The organism is Caballeronia mineralivorans PML1(12), assembly GCF_001028175.1.
GTDB classification, from domain to species: domain Bacteria; phylum Pseudomonadota; class Gammaproteobacteria; order Burkholderiales; family Burkholderiaceae; genus Caballeronia; species Caballeronia mineralivorans.
In genome coordinates, this window is the sequence record NZ_AEJF01000135.1 from 1 (window position 1) to 16,747 (window position 16,747).

Genomic DNA, 16,747 nt, shown 5'->3' on the forward strand with positions numbered 1-16,747 from the left:
CGCCGAGCGCATCGGTGGCGCGGGCGGCGCAATCGAAGAGCGCGCCGATGTTGCGTTCCACGAATACCTGATCGATCCGCGAGCTCGGACCCGCGAGCGTCAGCACGCCGCGCAAGGTCTGGCGCACGCCGAAGACGGGCATCGAAATGCCGGCTGTTTCGCGGTCGCGCTCGCCCATCGAGACGCAATAGAAGTCGTCGCGAATGCGCTCGAAAACTTCGCCTTCGCTGCCGCTGAACGCCAGCAGCGCCAATCCGCCCGACCCGCTTTCCAACGGCAGAACATCACCTTCGCGTACGTGATAACGCACCGCGTGCGTCGAATCCACACGATGCAAACACACGCGCACCGCTTCGTCGCGAACATAAAACGACACGCTTTCATCGCTTATTTCGGCGAGTTCGCGCATCAGCGGGACGAGGATGTCGCCGAGATTCAAGCTGCGTTGATACAACGCGCCGAGCATGAAGGTGGCCGGGCCGAGTTGGTAGCGGCCATCATCGAGGCGCAGCAGCAAGCGGTGCTGGATCAATGCGCCCGCAAGGCGAAGCAGCGTGCTTTTGTAGAGCCCGGTACGTGCCGCGAGTTCGGCGAGCGTAAGCGATGTATCGTCCGGCCTGAACGCAAACAGGATCGCGCAAGCACGGTCGATGACGGCAACGCCTTCGCTCTCTTTCGGGCCAGATTTAATCTCGGGCGTTTGCATGGGTTAAGCGAAGCGTCTCGTCTCTTGTCGAAAGGGAAATTTTACGCGATGCAGCTCGTGTCTCATATGGTTCATATCGGAGACTGGAAGGCCGTTTTTCTGCAGAACATGCTTTGATGGACATGGGGCAATAACAAACTCGAGGGCGCCGGCGGGGCAGACAGTTAGTTGCTTTTATTAAATAAGAGCGCGCCGCACAAGACACCCCCTCTCGCCCTCATTTCACGCTATATCTGCGTTCGAGTTCGTCGTAGAAATCCTTGTTCACCAGCCGCTGGCGCTCGGCGAAAGAGGCCACGATCGCGGGGTCTTCATCGATGCGCCCCCGCTCCTTCAGCACACCAAGCGCCTTGTTCATGCCTGCCACCGCGCCCTGCAACGCGGCGTTGGCATACAGCACGATCGAGAAACCCATCGCGCCGAATGCGTCGGCGTCCAGGGTCGGCGTCTTGCCGCCGATCACGATATTGATCAGCAGCGGCCGGTCGAGCAGCTGCGGAAGTTTGCGGATCTGCGCCTCGCTCTCCACGGCCTCCACGAACAGGATGTCAGCGCCCGCCTCGGCCATGCGCTGGGCCCGTTCGATAGCGGCATCGAAACCCTGCACCGCCGCCGAATCCGTGCGGCCGATGATCATGAGATCCTGGTCCTTGCGGGCATCGGCGGCGGCCTTGATCTTCGCCTCCATGTCCTTGATGTCGATCACCTCCTTGCCCGAGAAATGCCCGCACTTCTTCGGGAAGATCTGGTCTTCGAGCTGGATCGCATCGGCGCCGGCGCGCTCGAGCATCTGCACGGTCCGGTAGGTATTCACGGGATTTCCAAAGCCCGTATCCGCATCGACGATAACGGGAATTTCAACCGCGTCGCGAATCCGCGCCGTGTGCTCGCAGATCTCGTGCAGGCCGATGAACGACAGATCGGGAATGCCCATGCTCATGTTGGTCACGCCCGCGCCGGTCACGTAGACGGCGCGAAAACCGTTCTCGGCCACCACGCGCGCGCTCATCGCGTTGAACGCACCGGGTACGACCAGACCGCGCCGTTCATCGACCATTTTCCGCAATGCGGCTTTGCTTGAGTCCATGTCTCACCTCGTCTCGTGTTGTTTCGTTTCGTGGATGGCGCCCCTTGGAAAACTGGTGCGAATGATCGACAGAGTATCAACGCAGCGGGTCATGCACCAGCGTCCGAACCGCTGGAACACGCGGTGGGAATTGCGTGTCAATATGATTGCCCCCTCTGTCGCGGAGAACTCGCATGGACGATCTGAACCTGCTGGCACGCACGACCAAACTTGAGATTGCGTACACCGAGTCGGGACCGGCCGACGGGCCGCCCGTCATGCTCGTGCACGGCTGGCCCGACGCGGCGCGGGCCTGGACAGCCGTGGCGGCACGCCTCGCTGCGGCGGGTTTTCGTACGATCGTTCCGGACTTGCGCGGTGCCGGCAACACGCGCTTTCTCTCGCCCGACACGCCGCGTGACGGCTCTGGCGTAGCGCTCGCCCAGGACGTTATCGATCTGGCCGACGTGTTGGGAATCGATCGTTTCGATGTCGTCGGCCACGACTGGGGTGCACGCACGGCGTACACGCTGGCGGCGCTTTTTCCCGGGCGCATCGGCCGTATCGCCGGGCTCGCGCTGCAGTTCCAGCCGAAAGGCGCGTTCGAATTGCCGCACTTTTCGCAGGCCCGGAAGTTCTGGTATCAGTGGTTCATGGCGCTCGATGGTGGTCCCGCAGCGGTCGCCGCCAATCCAAAGGGTTTCGCGCGCTTGCAGTGGGATACCTGGTCCCCGCCGGGCTGGTTCGACGAGGACGAGTTCGCCCGCACCGCCGCCGCTTTCGATAACCCCGACTGGGTGCCCATCACGCTCAACGGGTATCGGCGGCGTTGGCGTGAAGGCGAGGTATCGGATCCCGCGTACGCTGCATTGCGGGAGAAACTGGCGACCATCGACCAGCTTTCGACGCCCACGCTGATGATTCAGGGCGGCGCCGATTTCTGCGATGAACCGGCTTCATCGGAGGGGATGGAGGGGCATTTCACGGGTGGTTATAAGCGTGTCGTGCTGGACGGTGTCGGGCACTTTCCACCTCGCGAAGCACCCGACAAAGTGGCGGATCTGGTCATTGCGCATCTGCGTGCTGGGTGAGCGCGTGGGTGCTCGGATGATTTGCGAGCCTCTCCCGCGAAGCTAGGCGGGTATACAGTGGCAAAGCGAACTCCCGGTTAACCGATTCATCTCCGGACGATCACCATGAAAAATTCAACTGTGTCCGTGACCTCCGTCGCGTTGCCGGCCCGGTCACACGTAACTGAAATGTACGCGAGCCCAAACCTCGCCGATGCCTACACCATCCGCTTGCCAGACAACGCAAGCACCGATCCCGAGCTGCTCGCCCGATTCATGTTTTCGCATCAGGCCGCATGGGTTGGAAAACTCATGCAGCTACGCGACGCACTCGTTGCCAGGTTTGGCCTCAAGACGGCGAAGTGGCTGGCGGAGTCCGCACGCTCCCAAAGTGATAAGCATATCTACATATTCAGGATCTACGAGCGCACCGTCGACGAGATCGTTATCGGCGAGGACGACAAGCATCTGGACTTCAGGGTGTCCGTGTTCCAGGAGACGAAAGACGATACCGCAGGCGGTGAGCGTTATCTGACCGTATCCACTGTTGTCCGGTGCCACAATCTTCTGGGGCGTAACTACATCAGGCTGATCACGCCATTCCATCAAATGGTGGTTCGCTCAAGCTTGCGCCGGGCTGCGCGGTTGGGTTGGCCTACTGCTTCGTGAAGCGGGTTGCTTGTTGCTTGTTGCTTGTTAGTCCGGCGATTCATCGCGTCATCGATCTGAAAAGACAATCGATGTCCCCGCAATACCGCGCCGGTAACGATCCGGCAAGATGCTTCGGATCTTTAATCGCAAGAGGTGTCTGTCTAAAGAAGATTCACCGCTTCGCAGCACTCTTGCGCTCGCACCGCACGATTCGCTTTCGCAAAGCCGAAACCGGCGATCTTCGAGGAGCGCTTCAGGACCATCGAACGCGTCTTTGCCTGGGAAGATAAGTTCCGTCGCCTGCTGCTGCGCTTCGAACGCATCAGTGACGTTCACTACGCGTTAAAGACGCTCGCCTATACGATGATCAATCTGCGGCACTACTGCCGGAACTGATCTCACTTTCGGGCTTTGCGTAGCATCGTCGGCGCTCGGCGTCGCGATCGTGCTCGACCTGTTGATACCTTCATCTTCGCAAAACGAAATATACCTTCGCATTTTCGGCGTGCTGTACCCGACATCGATTTGCGCCTCAGGCTTGTTCCAGCTCTCTCTGCAAAATCAGCGTCAAAACTCGCAACCAGTTGATACACAAAAGCACGATCCATAGCGTGGACGAATTCTCGCTCTACAGGAGTGAACTGATTTTGCGAGCGACAGGATTATCATTTCTCTGCACCCGGATAACAATGAGTCGACCTCAACAAACGGGAGCCTCACATGATCGACCATCGCACTGCGCCGTATGGCGCCTTCCTTTTGCGCATCAGCCTTGGTGTGCTATTCCTTGCCCACGGTGGCCTGAAGCTGTTCGTCTTCACGCCAGCCGGCACCGCGCAGTTCTTCGGCAGTCTTGGGCTGCCACCGGCTCTGGCCTATTTCACGATCGCCCTGGAGCTTGTTGCTGGAGTCGCCTTGACGCTCGGTATCTGGACGCGCGTCGCGGCGCTCGTTGTCATTCCGGACCTGATTGGCGCAATCGTCACCGTGCATGCACACGCTGGCTTCTTTTTCAACAATCCGAATGGTGGCTGGGAGTTCCCGGCGTTCTGGATTGTTGCCCTGCTTGGCCAGGCATTGCTGGGAGATGGTGCCTATGCACTGCGCCCGACTTTCGCATTCGGCAAGGCCTCACGCGCGACGCACTAGTGGCGTGAACCGATACCCGTCCCAAGGCTAAATCATGAAATACGCACGCAAACTCCTTTTGCTCTTGCTGGCGGGATCGCTGATCCCGGCCTACGTCTGCGCGGCCCAACTGGGCGACAAACCGGAGCTGACGCTTGACGCGGCCAAGCATGCAGCGGCTGCAGCGGAAACTGCCGCTCACACCAAAGGGATTGCCGTAACAGTGGGTGTCGTCGACGACGGAGGGCATCTGATCTATCTGGCCCGCCTCGATCACGTCGCGAGTGGCATGACCGACGCAGCGATCATGAAAGCCCAGACTGCCGCGAACTACGGACTGCCGACCAGAATGCTGGAAGACGCAGTCGCCCAAGGACACGTGAGCTATCTGAATCTTCCTGGCATACTGCCTCTCGAAGGTGGCCTGCCAATTTTGATTGACGGACGCGTTATCGGCGCAATCGGCGTGGCAGGCGCTCAATCATCCGAAGACGACGCCGCTATCGCGCGAGCCGGGCTAGCGACCTTCGCTCGCTAGTACTACCTGAATGTCGCGGTCCCAAGCTGGCTCAGGCGAGAGTTTTTCGACCAGAAAATCGACGAATGCACGCACCTTCGCGGGTTGTCGGCGGTTGGCCGGGAACACCGAGAAGATGCCGTGCAGTTCGATCGGTGCGTGATCGAGGACAAGCGGAACGAGCTGGCCAGATTTCAATGCATCGGCAACCAGAAAGGTCGGTTGATAGGTCACACCGTGACCAGCGACAGCGGCAGCGACCAGAGCGTCGCCGTTGCTCGCGCGCATATTTCCTGTGATCGGCACCGTGACTTCACCCGCCGCTCCGAACGTCCAGCGATCAGCACCCAAAGGTCGCGATAACGTATAGCCGAGGCAATTGTGCCCGGCCAGGGCGGCGACGCTCGTCGGAGTACCGTGCTCAGCCAGGTAGGACGGCGCAGCGCAAACGACCATCCTGCAATCAGCGAGCTTACGCGCAACCATGCTGGTGTCTTTAAGCTGGCCAATCCGGAGCGCAACATCCCAACCTTCCTCTATCAAATCCACAACACGGTCGTTCAGCCCAAGATCGATGCTGATCGCCGGGTGCAGCTTCGAAAACTCCACCATCAACGGGACCAGCACCAGGTAACCAAACGAGAGCGGCGCGTTGATCCGCAACGTGCCACGCACTTCCACCCGGTCCGCACCCGCACTCGCCTCCACCTCGTCGACGTCGACAAGGATCTTCTCCACGCCGTCGAGATAGCGCCGACCGGCCTCGGTCAACGTCAGACGGCGGGGCGAGCGGTGCAGCAGTTTGACCCCGAGCCGCTCCTCCAGTGCCGCTATGTGTTTGGTCGCAAGGGTTGGCGACATGTTCAGCGAACGCGCCGCTGCGGACAGTCCGCCGAGAGCCGCCACGCGTACGAACACCTGCATGCCGGTAAGACGATCAAGCATAGCGATCTCACTCTTTCGGTGTGAATTGATTTTTCAGTTGAGAGGATTATCGTTTGCGCCGCAGACGATAACAATCCGTTCATCGCGTTGTTCGGGCGATGTCTGCCACTGAGCCCCCCCCAGATTCATGACAGAAATTCCCGGAATTCTGCATTGAGCCTAGTTGCGTCCACTTCTTGACTGGGCGCCATACCAAGGAATGGGGCAAAGAAATGCGCCGTTCACCCGGAAGCCCAGCCTGGAGTTCGGGAATCAGAGTCAATCAGGAGACAGACATATGTTGGAAGCCCCCTTGCTTATCGATCACCACAACCTGGCTGCTAAGCACGGCGCCACTTTCGAGCGGCTAAATCCGATCACCGGACAGGTCTCCACGCGCGCGGCGGCAGCAAGCGTCGAGGACGCGCTCGCCGCAGCCAACGCCGCAGCGGCCGCCTTTGCAGCATGGTCAGAAACCGGCCCGTCTGCGCGACGCGTGATTCTCAATCGCGCAGCGGAGCTGATGATGGCACGCAGCAGCGACTTCGCCGCCGCGATGGCCGCCGAGACTGGTGCGACCGCGAGCTGGGCGCAATTCAATTGTCACATCGCTGCAGAGATGCTGCGTGAAGCCGCCGCGATCACTACGCAGATTGCCGGACAAGTCATTCCATCGAACCACGCCGGCGCCACGTCGCTAGCCCTCCGGCAGCCGGCAGGCGTCGTGCTCGGCATCGCCCCCTGGAATGCACCCGCAATCCTCGGCGTGCGAGCAGTGGCGATGCCACTCGCGTGCGGCAACCCTGTCGTGCTGAAAGGCTCCGAACTGTGCCCGACGACCCATTGGCTGATCGGCGATGTAATACGAGATGCGGGCTTGCCGGCAGGCGTGCTCAACGTGATCCTCAACGCGCCGGCTGACGCCGCAGCGATCGTGGAGGCATTGATCGCGCATCGTGCAGTGCGCCGCATCAATTTCACCGGCTCAACTCGCGTGGGTCGGTTGATCGCCGAAATCAGCGCGCGTCATCTCAAGCCGTGTCTGCTGGAACTCGGAGGCAAAGCGCCCTTTGTTGTGCTCGACGATGCTGATATCGACGAAGCCGTTAGAGCTGCCGCCTTTGGCGCTTTCTTCAACCAGGGACAGGTCTGCATGTCGACCGAACGCATCATCGTCCACGCCGATGTAGCAAGCGAGTTTGTCGACAAGCTTGGCGCGAAAGCCGGATCGCTCAAGGCGGGATTGCCGACGGACGACAGTTGCGCGCTGGGCTCGATGATCGGCTCTGACGCTGCTGCACGCGTCAGAGCGCTCGTGGACGAGGCAGTCGCAAAAGGCGCTACGCTGGTGGCAGGCGGTGGTGTGCGCAACAGCATCATGCAAGCGACCGTAATCGATCGCGTGACCCCGACCATGCGTCTTTACAGTGAAGAGTCGTTCGGACCAGTCGCGGCTATTACGCGTTTCAGCAGCGTTGAAGAAGCAGTCTCTCTAGCGAACGACACGGAGTACGGTCTGTCCGCATCCGTCTTCGGACGTGACGTACAGCGCGCACTAGCGGTTGCACATAGGATCGAATCCGGCATTTGCCACATCAACGGGCCGACCGTCCACGACGAAGCGCAGATGCCGTTCGGTGGCGTCAAGGCGAGCGGCTATGGACGCTTCGGCGGCAACGCTGCAATCAACGAGTTTACCGAGCTGCGCTGGATCACGATCCAGTCCGGACCGCAGCACTATCCGATCTGACCTGCCGGGGCACCCTCACGCGCGCCCGCTTCCTCGCTTATTGATCGCACGACCAACGGGATGCTTCGGCATCCCGAGGGGTGACGTTGGTCGCACGTGCCATACAGAAACGCGTGAAAACCATGAGATAACCAGGAGACATCCATCATGAATGCACCTGCGACGCGCGCGTGTTTCTCGCAGTGGCGCGCGAAAAAACGCTCCGCGGAGCGGCCAGGACGCTCAATCTCGATCAGGCGACGGTCGGCAGACGGATTGCGGGACTCGAGCACGCGCTGCGTGCAACGCTCTTCCTGCGCACATCTGACGGTTATGCCCTGACCGCCGCCGGCGAAGCGGCGCTGAAATCGGCGGAGAAGATGGAACACTCCGCGCACGAACTCGTCAGACAAACTCAAGGCATGGATACACGGCTTGCGGGGGATGTAAAAGTCACCGGCACCGACTCGATCGCGCTCGAATTCCTGCTTCCCGCGATCGAACGCCTGCATGCCGTGCATCCCGAAGTGCGCATCCTACTGAACACGTCAACGCGCACGCTTAATCTGGCAAAGCGTGAAGCGGATATCGCGGTCCGATCCATAAGGCCGGACAATCCGGGTCTTGTCGCGCGCCGCCTTGCACGCTGGCCCATGGCTCTCTTTGCATCTAACGCCTATCTCGAGCGGCACGGCAGGCCCGTCGCTGGCTCCGCATTCGCGGGCCACGATCTCGTCCTCTATCAGGCAAACTGGACTGGTAATTCCGGTAATCGATCGCCGACACTTACCGGCGAACCGATCCATGCGGGGCGCATTGTATCGACCTTCAATTCCAGCCTCATGCTGCGTACCGCGGTAAAGGCCGGTATCGGAATTGGTGAGCTTCCGATACATCTGGCTGAACACGACGGCCTCGTGCAAATCTGGCCAGAACCCGCTCGCGGGGCGGTCTACGAAACCTGGCTGGTTACGCATCGGGACCTTCGGCATACCGCCCGCATCGCAGCGATGAGACGGCATCGTGTCCGCGTTCGAAGACCACGCGAGATAGTCATGCACGACCGGGCCGCGCCGCTCCTACGTATACCGTTACGCGCAGTCGGAATCGCTTGCCAGCAGGGGTTACCCGTCATTCGATGCGTCCAAAAATCTGGACTCTAGCCGATTTTGCCCTGACGCTCAGAAACCCAGCCTGGGCAGGGCTGGCAGACAAATTCGACCATCTCGAAAAACTCGCAACCAGTTGGATTGGTCGCTTATCTCAAGGACCCGCGATTCCCGCCCGCGCTTAAAGCGCGCCCGGATGAGTGTTGCACACGCGTCATATGCAAAAAAAGCCCAACATTTAGCTGGGCAAATCCATCGGGATCGGAGCAACCCCGCTGGAGGAGGTGCTGTTCGTCTATTTGAAATGGATAAGCGCGCAGGATCGCCGCGCGCTCGTCAACCCATCTTCAATACCGCCAGGGTTGCTGGCGGTTTGGCAACGCGATTAATTAATGACCGAAGTAGACCGACTTCGCGTTGTCGTTCAGCGCGGGGCGAACAACTGCGCGGGCACCGGCTGCCGACGTTCCGTCGGTCACGCCGCCGAAGCCGGCAGCTGCGCCGTTTTGCGCAGCGACGCGCGCTTCAGCGGCTTGAATGTTTGCCGGGTATTCCGGGTCATCGCGGCCGGGTTGATAACCCGCCTTTTCAAGCTGAACCAGTTGAGCTTTCACTTCGGCGCGGGTAACAGGCGCATTCGATTGAGCGAAAGACGAGACAGCCGGGACGGCGAGGACAGCAGCAACAATAAGAGATTGAACGAGTTTCATGACCTACCTCCGAATCTTGGTTTTTGTCGCGAACAACCCTGTTCGCGTTTCAGTGATTCAAGTGTAGGTAAGTGCACGCTTAAGATTAAGAGCAGAGTGCACAAGGGATTATTGTCGAATTAGGCGTAAACCCTAGGGCACCCGAGTGCCGACGATATCATCCAATTACGATTGCCTGACGGTCTTGCGCGCCTTGGTCGTTGATAACACCTTGGTCAGACGGGTCTCTTGCTGGCGCCGCTGCGTATCGGACCGGCACGTTCCTCCATCGCGCGGCGAACCGGGTCGCGCAGACCCAGAAAAAACGCCAGCTCGGCCACAATGAAGAGCGGCCCAACCGCCAGCCCGATCACATCGTCAACGAAAGCCGGTTTGCTGCCTTCGAAGTAGTGGCCGATGAACTGGATCACCCAGCCGACAAAAAACAGGCCAAGGCCCCAGGCGAGCCACAGTCCAGTCGATTGCGTGGCGAGTAGCTTCCCGGCCCACACGCTCAAGGCCAACAAGACAGTCATCAGGATGCCCAAGCGTATGTCCAGCCGAAGATAGAATATTGCCACCGCGGCGGCGACCAGCATCGCCGGTGACAAGGTCAACGCAGCGCTCATATCGAACGACGGACGTGCCAACAGGGTGGCGACCGCGACCACGATCATCGGAATGCCGATGAGGTGCGAAACAATGTTGCGCAAGTCGCGGTGATACACCGCGTACTGTCCAAGCTGGTCAACCAGGGATTTCATGGCAGTACCCTCCTGAGAGTGGCAAACGACATCATGCCCCGAACGCCGCCTCTAATCTGCCGGGTTCGTGAATTCGACATTGGAACCTTACCGCGAAAAACTGCGAGCCTGCCAGTGGTTCTGTGCGTTACCCGAGACCGTGCTGGAGGATCTTATCGCGCGCAACGACGGGAGCCTTGGAAAGCTGGAGCGCTGGTTGCCTCCTGTAGAACGCAATAAGATTGGCGACGCCGGTCAAACTGTTCCGCGATCCGGTCTAGCGAAAGCGACGACCGCTTAACGCGCATTCGAGTTCGGCTCGATATTTCTCCGCGCGTCCAACAACTTAAAGGCGAGCATGCCTGCAAGCATCGCTGCGAGGAAAATCACAGCGGCAGTTTTCGCCGCGCCTGCCGCAACCACGGCGGGTCCCGGGCAGAATCCCGCAATCCCCCAACCAACTCCGAAAATCGCGCTTCCCATGATCAGTTGCACGTCGATTTTTTTCTTCGCGGGAAGATGCTTTGTTTGATCAAAAAGCGGCTTTCCAGCCCGTCGGCTTGCGAAAAACCCGATTGATGCAAGCGCGATCGCGCCGATCATGACGAAGGCCAGCGAAGGATCCCATTGCCCCGCGAGGTCGAGAAAGCCAAGCACTTTCGCAGGGTTCGCCATGCCGGACAGGATCAGGCCGAAACCGAAAAGCAGCCCGACCAGAAGTGAACTAAGGTTGCGCATACTAGCCACCCCACAGATGTCTGATAGCGAAGACTGTCCCGAAGCCGGCCACCATGAATGTCAACGTTGCGACCCCCGAGCGGACTGAGCCACGTGATATTCCACACACGCCATGACCACTTGTACAGCCGCTTGCCGCGCGTGTGCCAAATCCAACCAGCAAGCCACCGAGAACAAGAAGCGGTGCGCTGGTCTGAACAACGATCGGAGGTAACGGTGTCAACAACACGTAGAGCATTGGCGCGCCAAGCAACCCTGCAACAAAAGAGACTCTCCACCCGTCACGCCATCCGCCAGCCGTCAAAAGGCCACCAAGAATCCCGCTTATCCCGGCAATACGCCCATTGAGCAGCATGAAAAGCGCAGCGGACAAACCGATCATCGCGCCACCTGCTAGTGATTTTATCGGCGTGAAATTCGCCCAGTCGACAACCATTATTCGCAATCCTGTCTTTGTTTGCAGTCGTAGATTCACGGGCTACTTGGCGAGGCTTTTCCCTTCATGGCTTGATCGACGGCAACGCCTCCGGGAAATCTCGACGCTTATGCGTGCGCGGCCACCGCTTTCCTTTCATGACAATGTTCCAATACAAGTACGGAAGGAACGATCGTTTGAGCCACCAGTAGATCTTTCGCGGCGAACGCGGGTCCATCGGGAAACTTGGCGTGACCGCTCCGTCATAGCAAAACTCGGCAAGCATCACCTTCCCTGCGGAAGTGGTAAGCGGACAAGACGCGTAACCGTCGTATGTCATGGTTTGCCCTTGGCCGGTCAGCGCTGCCATCAAGTTCGTGGCGACCACGGGCATCTGGTTCTTGACGGCCGCCGCGGTTTTGCTGTTAGGCGTGGATGTGCAGTCGCCAATGCCAAAGATGTTCGGAAACCGCGTATGCCGCAGTGTTGCCTTGTCCACCTCGACCCAGCCGCCAGCATCGGCCAGCGGGCTTTCACGGATAAACCGAGGCGCACTTTGTGGTGGCACGACGTGCAGGAGGTCGAATTCGATTGGCTGGATCGACTTGACCCCATCAGTCGTGATTTCAAAGTAAGCGGTCTTCGCCGGCCCATCGACTCGCACAAGCTTTTGACCAAAGCAAGCCTTTGCCTGGTAATCGCTCATGACACGATCCAACGCTTTCGCATAGAACGGAACACCGAACATGGACGGCCCGGGCGTAAAGAAACGGATGTCCGCGGCTATCCGGTGTTTTCGAAAGTAATCGGCTGCGAGGTAGAGGATTTTCTGTGGCGCACCGGCGCACTTGATTGGCATCGGGGGCTGCGTGAAGAGCGCCGTACCGCCTTTGAATTGCTGGACACACTGCCAGGTGTAAGGCGCGAGGTCGAAACGGTAATTGCTCGTCACGCCGTTCTGGCCAAGCGTGTCGGTCAACCCCTCGATTGCATCCCAATCAAGTTGAATTCCAGCCGCCACGACTAGGTACTTGTAGCCGATCCTCGTGTCGCCCTCAAGAACGACCACGTTCTGATCCGGCTCAAATGCGGTTACCCGGCCGGGAATAAATTCGACTCCATGCGGTAAGCACTCACGCATCGGACGCCGCGTTTTTGCGCTGTCGTATTGGCCGCCACCGACCAACGTCCAGGCCGGCTGGTAATAGTGAAATTCCGACGGATCGATGACAGCAATGTCGAGCGTCGGACTCATGCGCTTGAGGCGCGCAGCGACACTTGTCCCGCCTGCGCCCGCACCCACGATCACCACGCTGAACGATGTTCGAATGCCTGCGTTCGTAGCCACGACTTCTTCCTCCCGTTGACTTTCGATGGTTTCAATACTATATTCTATACAGATATAAGCTTATACTAAAAAGTAATATAGCGTTTTTTCTGAGGTTATAAGGCGATGCTTTTCCGACAACTTTTCGACAGCACGTCGAGCACCTACACCTACGTGCTCGCCTCTCGAGCAGGCGGGGAGGCAGTCATCATTGATCCCGTCAAAGACCAGCTCGAGCAATATCTCAAGCTGATCGAGCAGTTAGATCTGCGACTGGTTCACGCCATCGACACCCACACGCACGCCGACCACATTACAGCGCTCGGTGACCTGCGGGATACCACGCACTGCACGACGATCATGGGCGAATTGTCGCAGGCGGATTGCGTGTCGCAGCATGTGCGTGAGGACGAGATCGTCCGTGTCGACGGAATCGAATTGCAGGCTCTCTACACGCCTGGCCACACCAACGAGTCGTTTAGCTTTGTCCTGAACCCTTCGGCACCGAAGGCGGTTTTCACCGGCGATGTACTGCTCATTCGCGGCAGCGGGCGCACAGACTTTCAGGGAGGAGACCCGCATCGGTCGTGGGATTCGATCGTCAACAAACTGTTCAAGCTGCCCGACGCAACCACGCTCTACCCCGCTCACGATTACAAGGGGTGGACCGCCTCAAGCATTGGCGAAGAGAAGCATTTCAATCCGAGACTGGCGGGGAAGACAGAGAGCGAGTACGTGCAGATCATGAGGGGCCTGAATCTTCCGAACCCCAAGATGATGGATGTCGCCATACCCGCGAACCTGGCGTGTGGTCAGCCCTCCGCGCTGGCGAAGCGGCAAGGCTGATCCATGATCCTTGCCTCCACCCCAATGACGCAAGGTATCGCCGCGGCGCTATGCGGCGGTTTCGTGAGCTTCTCGCTTGGCCTGGTCGGTGGAGGCGGCTCGATTCTCGCCGTGCCGCTGATCCTCTATGTCGTCGGTGTTCACAACCCGCACATCGCGATCGGGACCGCGGCGTTAGCGGTCGCAGCAAGCGCCTACATCAACATGATTCCGCACGCGCGCGCCGGGCATGTCCGGTGGGGGCCGGCCTTCGCGTTCGCCGCGAGCGGCGTGCTTGGCGCGACGCTGGGTTCGACCGTTGGCAAGCTCGTCGATGGTCAAAAGCTTTTGACCTATTTTGCGTTCCTGATGTGCTTTGTCGCTTTCCTCATGCTCCGGCCGCGCCCTGCAGCAACCACGACTGCTGCCACCTACCCGACGCCTTATTCGCGTCTATGCGGAACGGGACTGGGCGCCGGAAGCTTGTCGGGATTCTTTGGGATCGGCGGAGGCTTTCTGGTGGTCCCGGGCCTGATGTTCGCCGGTCGAATGCAGATCGTCGATGCAATCGGAACCTCTTTATTCGCCGTGGGTTCGTTTGGATTGACGACAGCGATCAACTATTCACTTTCGGGTCAGGTCGATTGGCTGGTTGCGGCGGAATTTGTGGGCGGCGGCGTTGTTGGCGGCCTCTTGGGGACACGTGCTGCAAGTCGTCTCGCACGCAAGCGTGGCGCGCTGAATTTCGTTTTCTCCGCCATGATCATCTCGGTCGCTGCCTATATGCTCTATCACGCTTGGCAAGCACAATGAATTTCGACAATTTCCGTCTAAGGACCTGCTAACAAGTCATGACGCAAGAACACTCCATTGCCGGAACTTCTGTCATAGAGCAATTTGGTAAAGCGCATTGGATCGAGGATGCGGTTCATGTTCCGGACCCGTGCACGACATACCAGATCGTTTTCTCGGTGAGCGCTCCAGGCAAGAAACCCGACGCACCCCATGCGGGTCTGGAGCGCGTCGCGCGAGCAGTGAACTTGTACAGCATGTCCGGAGTGACGCCCGATCGACTTCGATGCGTCGTCGTTATCCACGGCGAAGCAACCGCCAGCGTTTTACACGACGCGCCATACCAGGCCTGCAACGAAACACCCAACCCGAACGCGCGCCTGATTGCTGCCCTGCAGGCTGCTGGCGTTGAAGTATCGGTTTGCGCGCAGGCACTGATCGCCAATGGCTTTACGCAGGACGGACTTCTTCCCGGTGTTACGCGCTCGCTCTCAGCGCTCACGACCATTACCGTTTTGCAACACGACGGGTATAGCTTGATGCCGCTTTAGACGGCATCAAGCATGGGGGTTGCAATGGATATAGGACATTCGTCAATGTCGCTTACCTGCGATCCGGTGTCTAAAGAAGGTGCGGCGCGCTTCGCGAAGCGGGGTTTGAAAGCCGCCCCCTGGTGAGTACAAATCTGACCGGGTTGAGTCCGCAACCTGCTTTGAACCATCACTCGGAGACAGTGAAATGACTGAAAAGAAGGCTCGGCGCGACGCGTTGAAAACGTTTGGCCTCGCAGCCGGTACGGCGATCTTGAGCGCGACAGGTCAGTCACGAGCAATCGCGGCGGAAGCTGCCTCGTTGTTACCCTCCGGCGCACCCAATCTGGCTCAACTCACGCAGCGCCTGGCGCGAGCCCCCAGGCGCCGTGATTTTAAAACCGTCCCGATGATACTCGAGCGTTCGGACCAATGGGACCACGAGGCATTGTCCGAAGTGATCGGATACCGCGGCGGGGAACGGCAGGTGTGGGATAACACGGAGATCGGTGGCCCGTGGCTCAACCTGATGCGCAACTCTCTGAACGCGCAGGTCTGGTCGTTCAAACATCCCGAATTCCTGGTCGTCTCGGCAACCCACGGGTCGGCCCATCTCGCCTTGTTTCAGCAAACGATGTGGGACAAGTACGGTCTCGCGAAAATGGCCGGAGACAAGTTCACGGCCAACACATTGCTCGACGACAAATCGGCCAGTTCACAGGACGCAACGAATCACGAAAGCGCCGAGGGAGCATTTTCATCGCACGACAACAGCATTCCCGCGTTGCAACGAAGGGGAGTCGTCTTTCTGTCGTGTCATAACGCGATTTGGGAACTGGCCGACCGACTGATCAGCGCAAACATGAATCCCGACAAGCTTTCCCTGGACGCACTCGCGGCAGAGCTCACCAACCACGTCATCCCCAGCGCGATCGTTACACCCGGCGCGGTCGGAACCTTGCCTGAACTCCAGCAAGTCGGCTTTCACTACGCAAAGTGAAAGAGATCATGGCGACGCTCAACAGGAGATGATATGAGCGGTGCAGTTGGAAAGGTATCGTCAAGATCCGCGTTCGCCATGTGTGTTGTCACGATTGCCTTGGGCATGGCAGCGACCGCTCGTGCTGACGACATGATGGCCGGGAAAACGATCGCCACGCAGGGCACCGCGAAGGGCGTCGCAGCGTGCATCAGTTGCCACGGTGCGAAGGGCGAAGGCAATGCTGCGGCCGGCTTTCCCCGGCTAGCCGGTGTCAACGCTTCCTATCTTTCCGGACAGTTATCGGCGTTCGCCAATGGAGAACGCCAGAGCACCATCATGCAGCCGTTCGCCAAGCTGTTGTCGTCGAATGGGCGCAGTGCCGTCGCGCTTTACTTCAGCGCTCTGCCGCCGCCTGCGGGAATAAAAACCAACGACCGTACTGCGATCAAACCATCGGACATTGGCGCATGGATCGCCACCCGGGGCCGATGGGATCAGGGCCTTCCCGCATGCGCGCAATGCCACGGCCCTGGAGGCATTGGCGTGGGCGTGACGTTTCCACCGCTCGCGGGCCAGCCGGCAGCGTATATCGAGAGCCAGTTGCACGGCTGGAAAAAGGGCGCCAGGCCGCCCGGTCCGATGGCGCTGATGCCGGTTATCGTGAGCAAGCTGTCCGATACGGACATCTCGGCGGTAGCCGCTTACTACGCAGGCAATGCCGGACCCTCTGACAACGCGGCGCCGACCGGGAGCAAGCAATGATCAGTCAATCCTGGCGCTCTAAAGGAATGCTCACCGGATTGCTC

At 59.3% G+C, this 16,747-nt stretch carries 18 protein-coding genes and 1 pseudogene; 11 read left to right on the forward strand and 8 right to left on the reverse strand.

What is annotated here, in order from left to right:
- Window positions 1-706 (reverse strand): IclR family transcriptional regulator (locus EOS_RS21815; RefSeq protein ID WP_047848788.1); only part of this gene is annotated, 706 nt, incomplete at its 3' end.
- 217 nt (window positions 707-923) lie between these two features.
- Window positions 924-1,793, reverse strand: coding sequence for an isocitrate lyase/PEP mutase family protein (locus EOS_RS21820; protein ID WP_047848789.1), 870 nt, complete (start codon window positions 1,791-1,793; stop codon window positions 924-926).
- 173 nt (window positions 1,794-1,966) lie between these two features.
- Here EOS_RS21820 and EOS_RS21825 point away from each other — a divergent pair, with 173 nt between their 5' ends.
- The 4 genes from EOS_RS21825 (at window position 1,967) to EOS_RS21840 (ending at window position 5,159) form a co-directional block, all read left to right on the forward strand.
- A complete protein-coding gene (locus EOS_RS21825) occupies window positions 1,967-2,863 on the forward strand; it encodes an alpha/beta fold hydrolase (RefSeq protein ID WP_047848790.1) in 897 nt (298 codons plus the stop codon).
- A gap of 105 nt (window positions 2,864-2,968) precedes the next feature.
- Window positions 2,969-3,511: a DUF2867 domain-containing protein gene (locus tag EOS_RS21830; RefSeq protein WP_047848791.1), complete on the forward strand. Its 543-nt coding sequence runs from the start codon at window positions 2,969-2,971 to the stop codon at window positions 3,509-3,511.
- Window positions 3,512-4,213: 702 nt separating this feature from the next.
- Window positions 4,214-4,642 (forward strand): DoxX family protein, encoded by a 429-nt coding sequence (locus EOS_RS21835; protein WP_047848792.1) that lies wholly within the window; start codon window positions 4,214-4,216, stop codon window positions 4,640-4,642.
- Between the two features lie 34 nt (window positions 4,643-4,676).
- Window positions 4,677-5,159 carry a GlcG/HbpS family heme-binding protein gene (locus tag EOS_RS21840; RefSeq protein WP_082163463.1) on the forward strand — a complete coding sequence of 161 codons (483 nt, stop codon included), beginning with the start codon at window positions 4,677-4,679 and terminating at the stop codon, window positions 5,157-5,159.
- On the opposite strand, the gene EOS_RS21845 is transcribed toward EOS_RS21840, so the two are convergent.
- The gene (locus tag EOS_RS21845; protein ID WP_047848793.1) at window positions 5,139-6,083 is read right to left on the reverse strand and encodes a LysR family transcriptional regulator; all 945 of its coding nucleotides are present in this window, start codon (window positions 6,081-6,083) and stop codon (window positions 5,139-5,141) included. The two genes, EOS_RS21840 and EOS_RS21845, sit on opposite strands and share 21 nt — an antisense overlap.
- Window positions 6,084-6,360: 277 nt before the next feature.
- Here EOS_RS21845 and EOS_RS21850 point away from each other — a divergent pair, with 277 nt between their 5' ends.
- Together EOS_RS21850 and EOS_RS21855 are read left to right on the forward strand one after the other, a co-directional pair.
- A complete protein-coding gene (locus EOS_RS21850) occupies window positions 6,361-7,812 on the forward strand; it encodes an aldehyde dehydrogenase (protein WP_047848794.1) in 1,452 nt (483 codons plus the stop codon).
- A 140-nt stretch (window positions 7,813-7,952) separates the two neighbouring features.
- Window positions 7,953-8,844: pseudogene (locus EOS_RS21855) on the forward strand (LysR family transcriptional regulator).
- 445 nt (window positions 8,845-9,289) lie between these two features.
- Here EOS_RS21855 and EOS_RS21860 read toward each other — a convergent pair.
- From EOS_RS21860 to EOS_RS21880, 5 genes are all read right to left on the reverse strand, one after another.
- On the reverse strand, window positions 9,290-9,610 hold the full coding sequence (locus EOS_RS21860) for a DUF4148 domain-containing protein (protein WP_047848795.1): 321 nt from the start codon (window positions 9,608-9,610) through the stop codon (window positions 9,290-9,292).
- A 215-nt stretch (window positions 9,611-9,825) separates the two neighbouring features.
- Window positions 9,826-10,353: an Mpo1 family 2-hydroxy fatty acid dioxygenase gene (locus tag EOS_RS21865; protein WP_047848796.1), complete on the reverse strand. Its 528-nt coding sequence runs from the start codon at window positions 10,351-10,353 to the stop codon at window positions 9,826-9,828.
- A 276-nt stretch (window positions 10,354-10,629) separates the two neighbouring features.
- Window positions 10,630-11,070: a YeeE/YedE family protein gene (locus EOS_RS21870; protein ID WP_087881982.1), complete on the reverse strand. Its 441-nt coding sequence runs from the start codon at window positions 11,068-11,070 to the stop codon at window positions 10,630-10,632.
- A 1-nt stretch (window position 11,071) separates the two neighbouring features.
- On the reverse strand, window positions 11,072-11,506 hold the full coding sequence (locus EOS_RS21875) for a YeeE/YedE family protein (protein ID WP_200908681.1): 435 nt from the start codon (window positions 11,504-11,506) through the stop codon (window positions 11,072-11,074).
- Window positions 11,507-11,570: 64 nt separating this feature from the next.
- Window positions 11,571-12,833, reverse strand: a complete 1,263-nt coding sequence (locus EOS_RS21880) for an NAD(P)/FAD-dependent oxidoreductase (RefSeq protein ID WP_200908682.1) — start codon at window positions 12,831-12,833, stop codon at window positions 11,571-11,573.
- 105 nt (window positions 12,834-12,938) lie between these two features.
- On the opposite strand from EOS_RS21880, the gene EOS_RS21885 reads away from it, so the two are divergent.
- The 5 genes from EOS_RS21885 to EOS_RS21905 all read left to right on the forward strand — a co-directional run bounded on the left by EOS_RS21885 (window position 12,939) and on the right by EOS_RS21905 (window position 16,703).
- On the forward strand, window positions 12,939-13,658 hold the full coding sequence (locus EOS_RS21885) for an MBL fold metallo-hydrolase (protein WP_047848798.1): 720 nt from the start codon (window positions 12,939-12,941) through the stop codon (window positions 13,656-13,658).
- A 3-nt stretch (window positions 13,659-13,661) separates the two neighbouring features.
- Window positions 13,662-14,450: a sulfite exporter TauE/SafE family protein gene (locus EOS_RS21890; protein WP_200908683.1), complete on the forward strand. Its 789-nt coding sequence runs from the start codon at window positions 13,662-13,664 to the stop codon at window positions 14,448-14,450.
- A 38-nt stretch (window positions 14,451-14,488) separates the two neighbouring features.
- The gene (locus EOS_RS21895; RefSeq protein ID WP_047848800.1) at window positions 14,489-14,980 is read left to right on the forward strand and encodes a DsrE family protein; all 492 of its coding nucleotides are present in this window, start codon (window positions 14,489-14,491) and stop codon (window positions 14,978-14,980) included.
- Between the two features lie 187 nt (window positions 14,981-15,167).
- Window positions 15,168-15,959, forward strand: coding sequence for a thiosulfate dehydrogenase (gene tetH, locus EOS_RS21900; RefSeq protein ID WP_047848801.1), 792 nt, complete (start codon window positions 15,168-15,170; stop codon window positions 15,957-15,959).
- 33 nt (window positions 15,960-15,992) lie between these two features.
- Window positions 15,993-16,703 (forward strand): c-type cytochrome, encoded by a 711-nt coding sequence (locus EOS_RS21905; protein ID WP_047848802.1) that lies wholly within the window; start codon window positions 15,993-15,995, stop codon window positions 16,701-16,703.
- The last annotated feature ends 44 nt before the right edge of the window (window positions 16,704-16,747 follow it).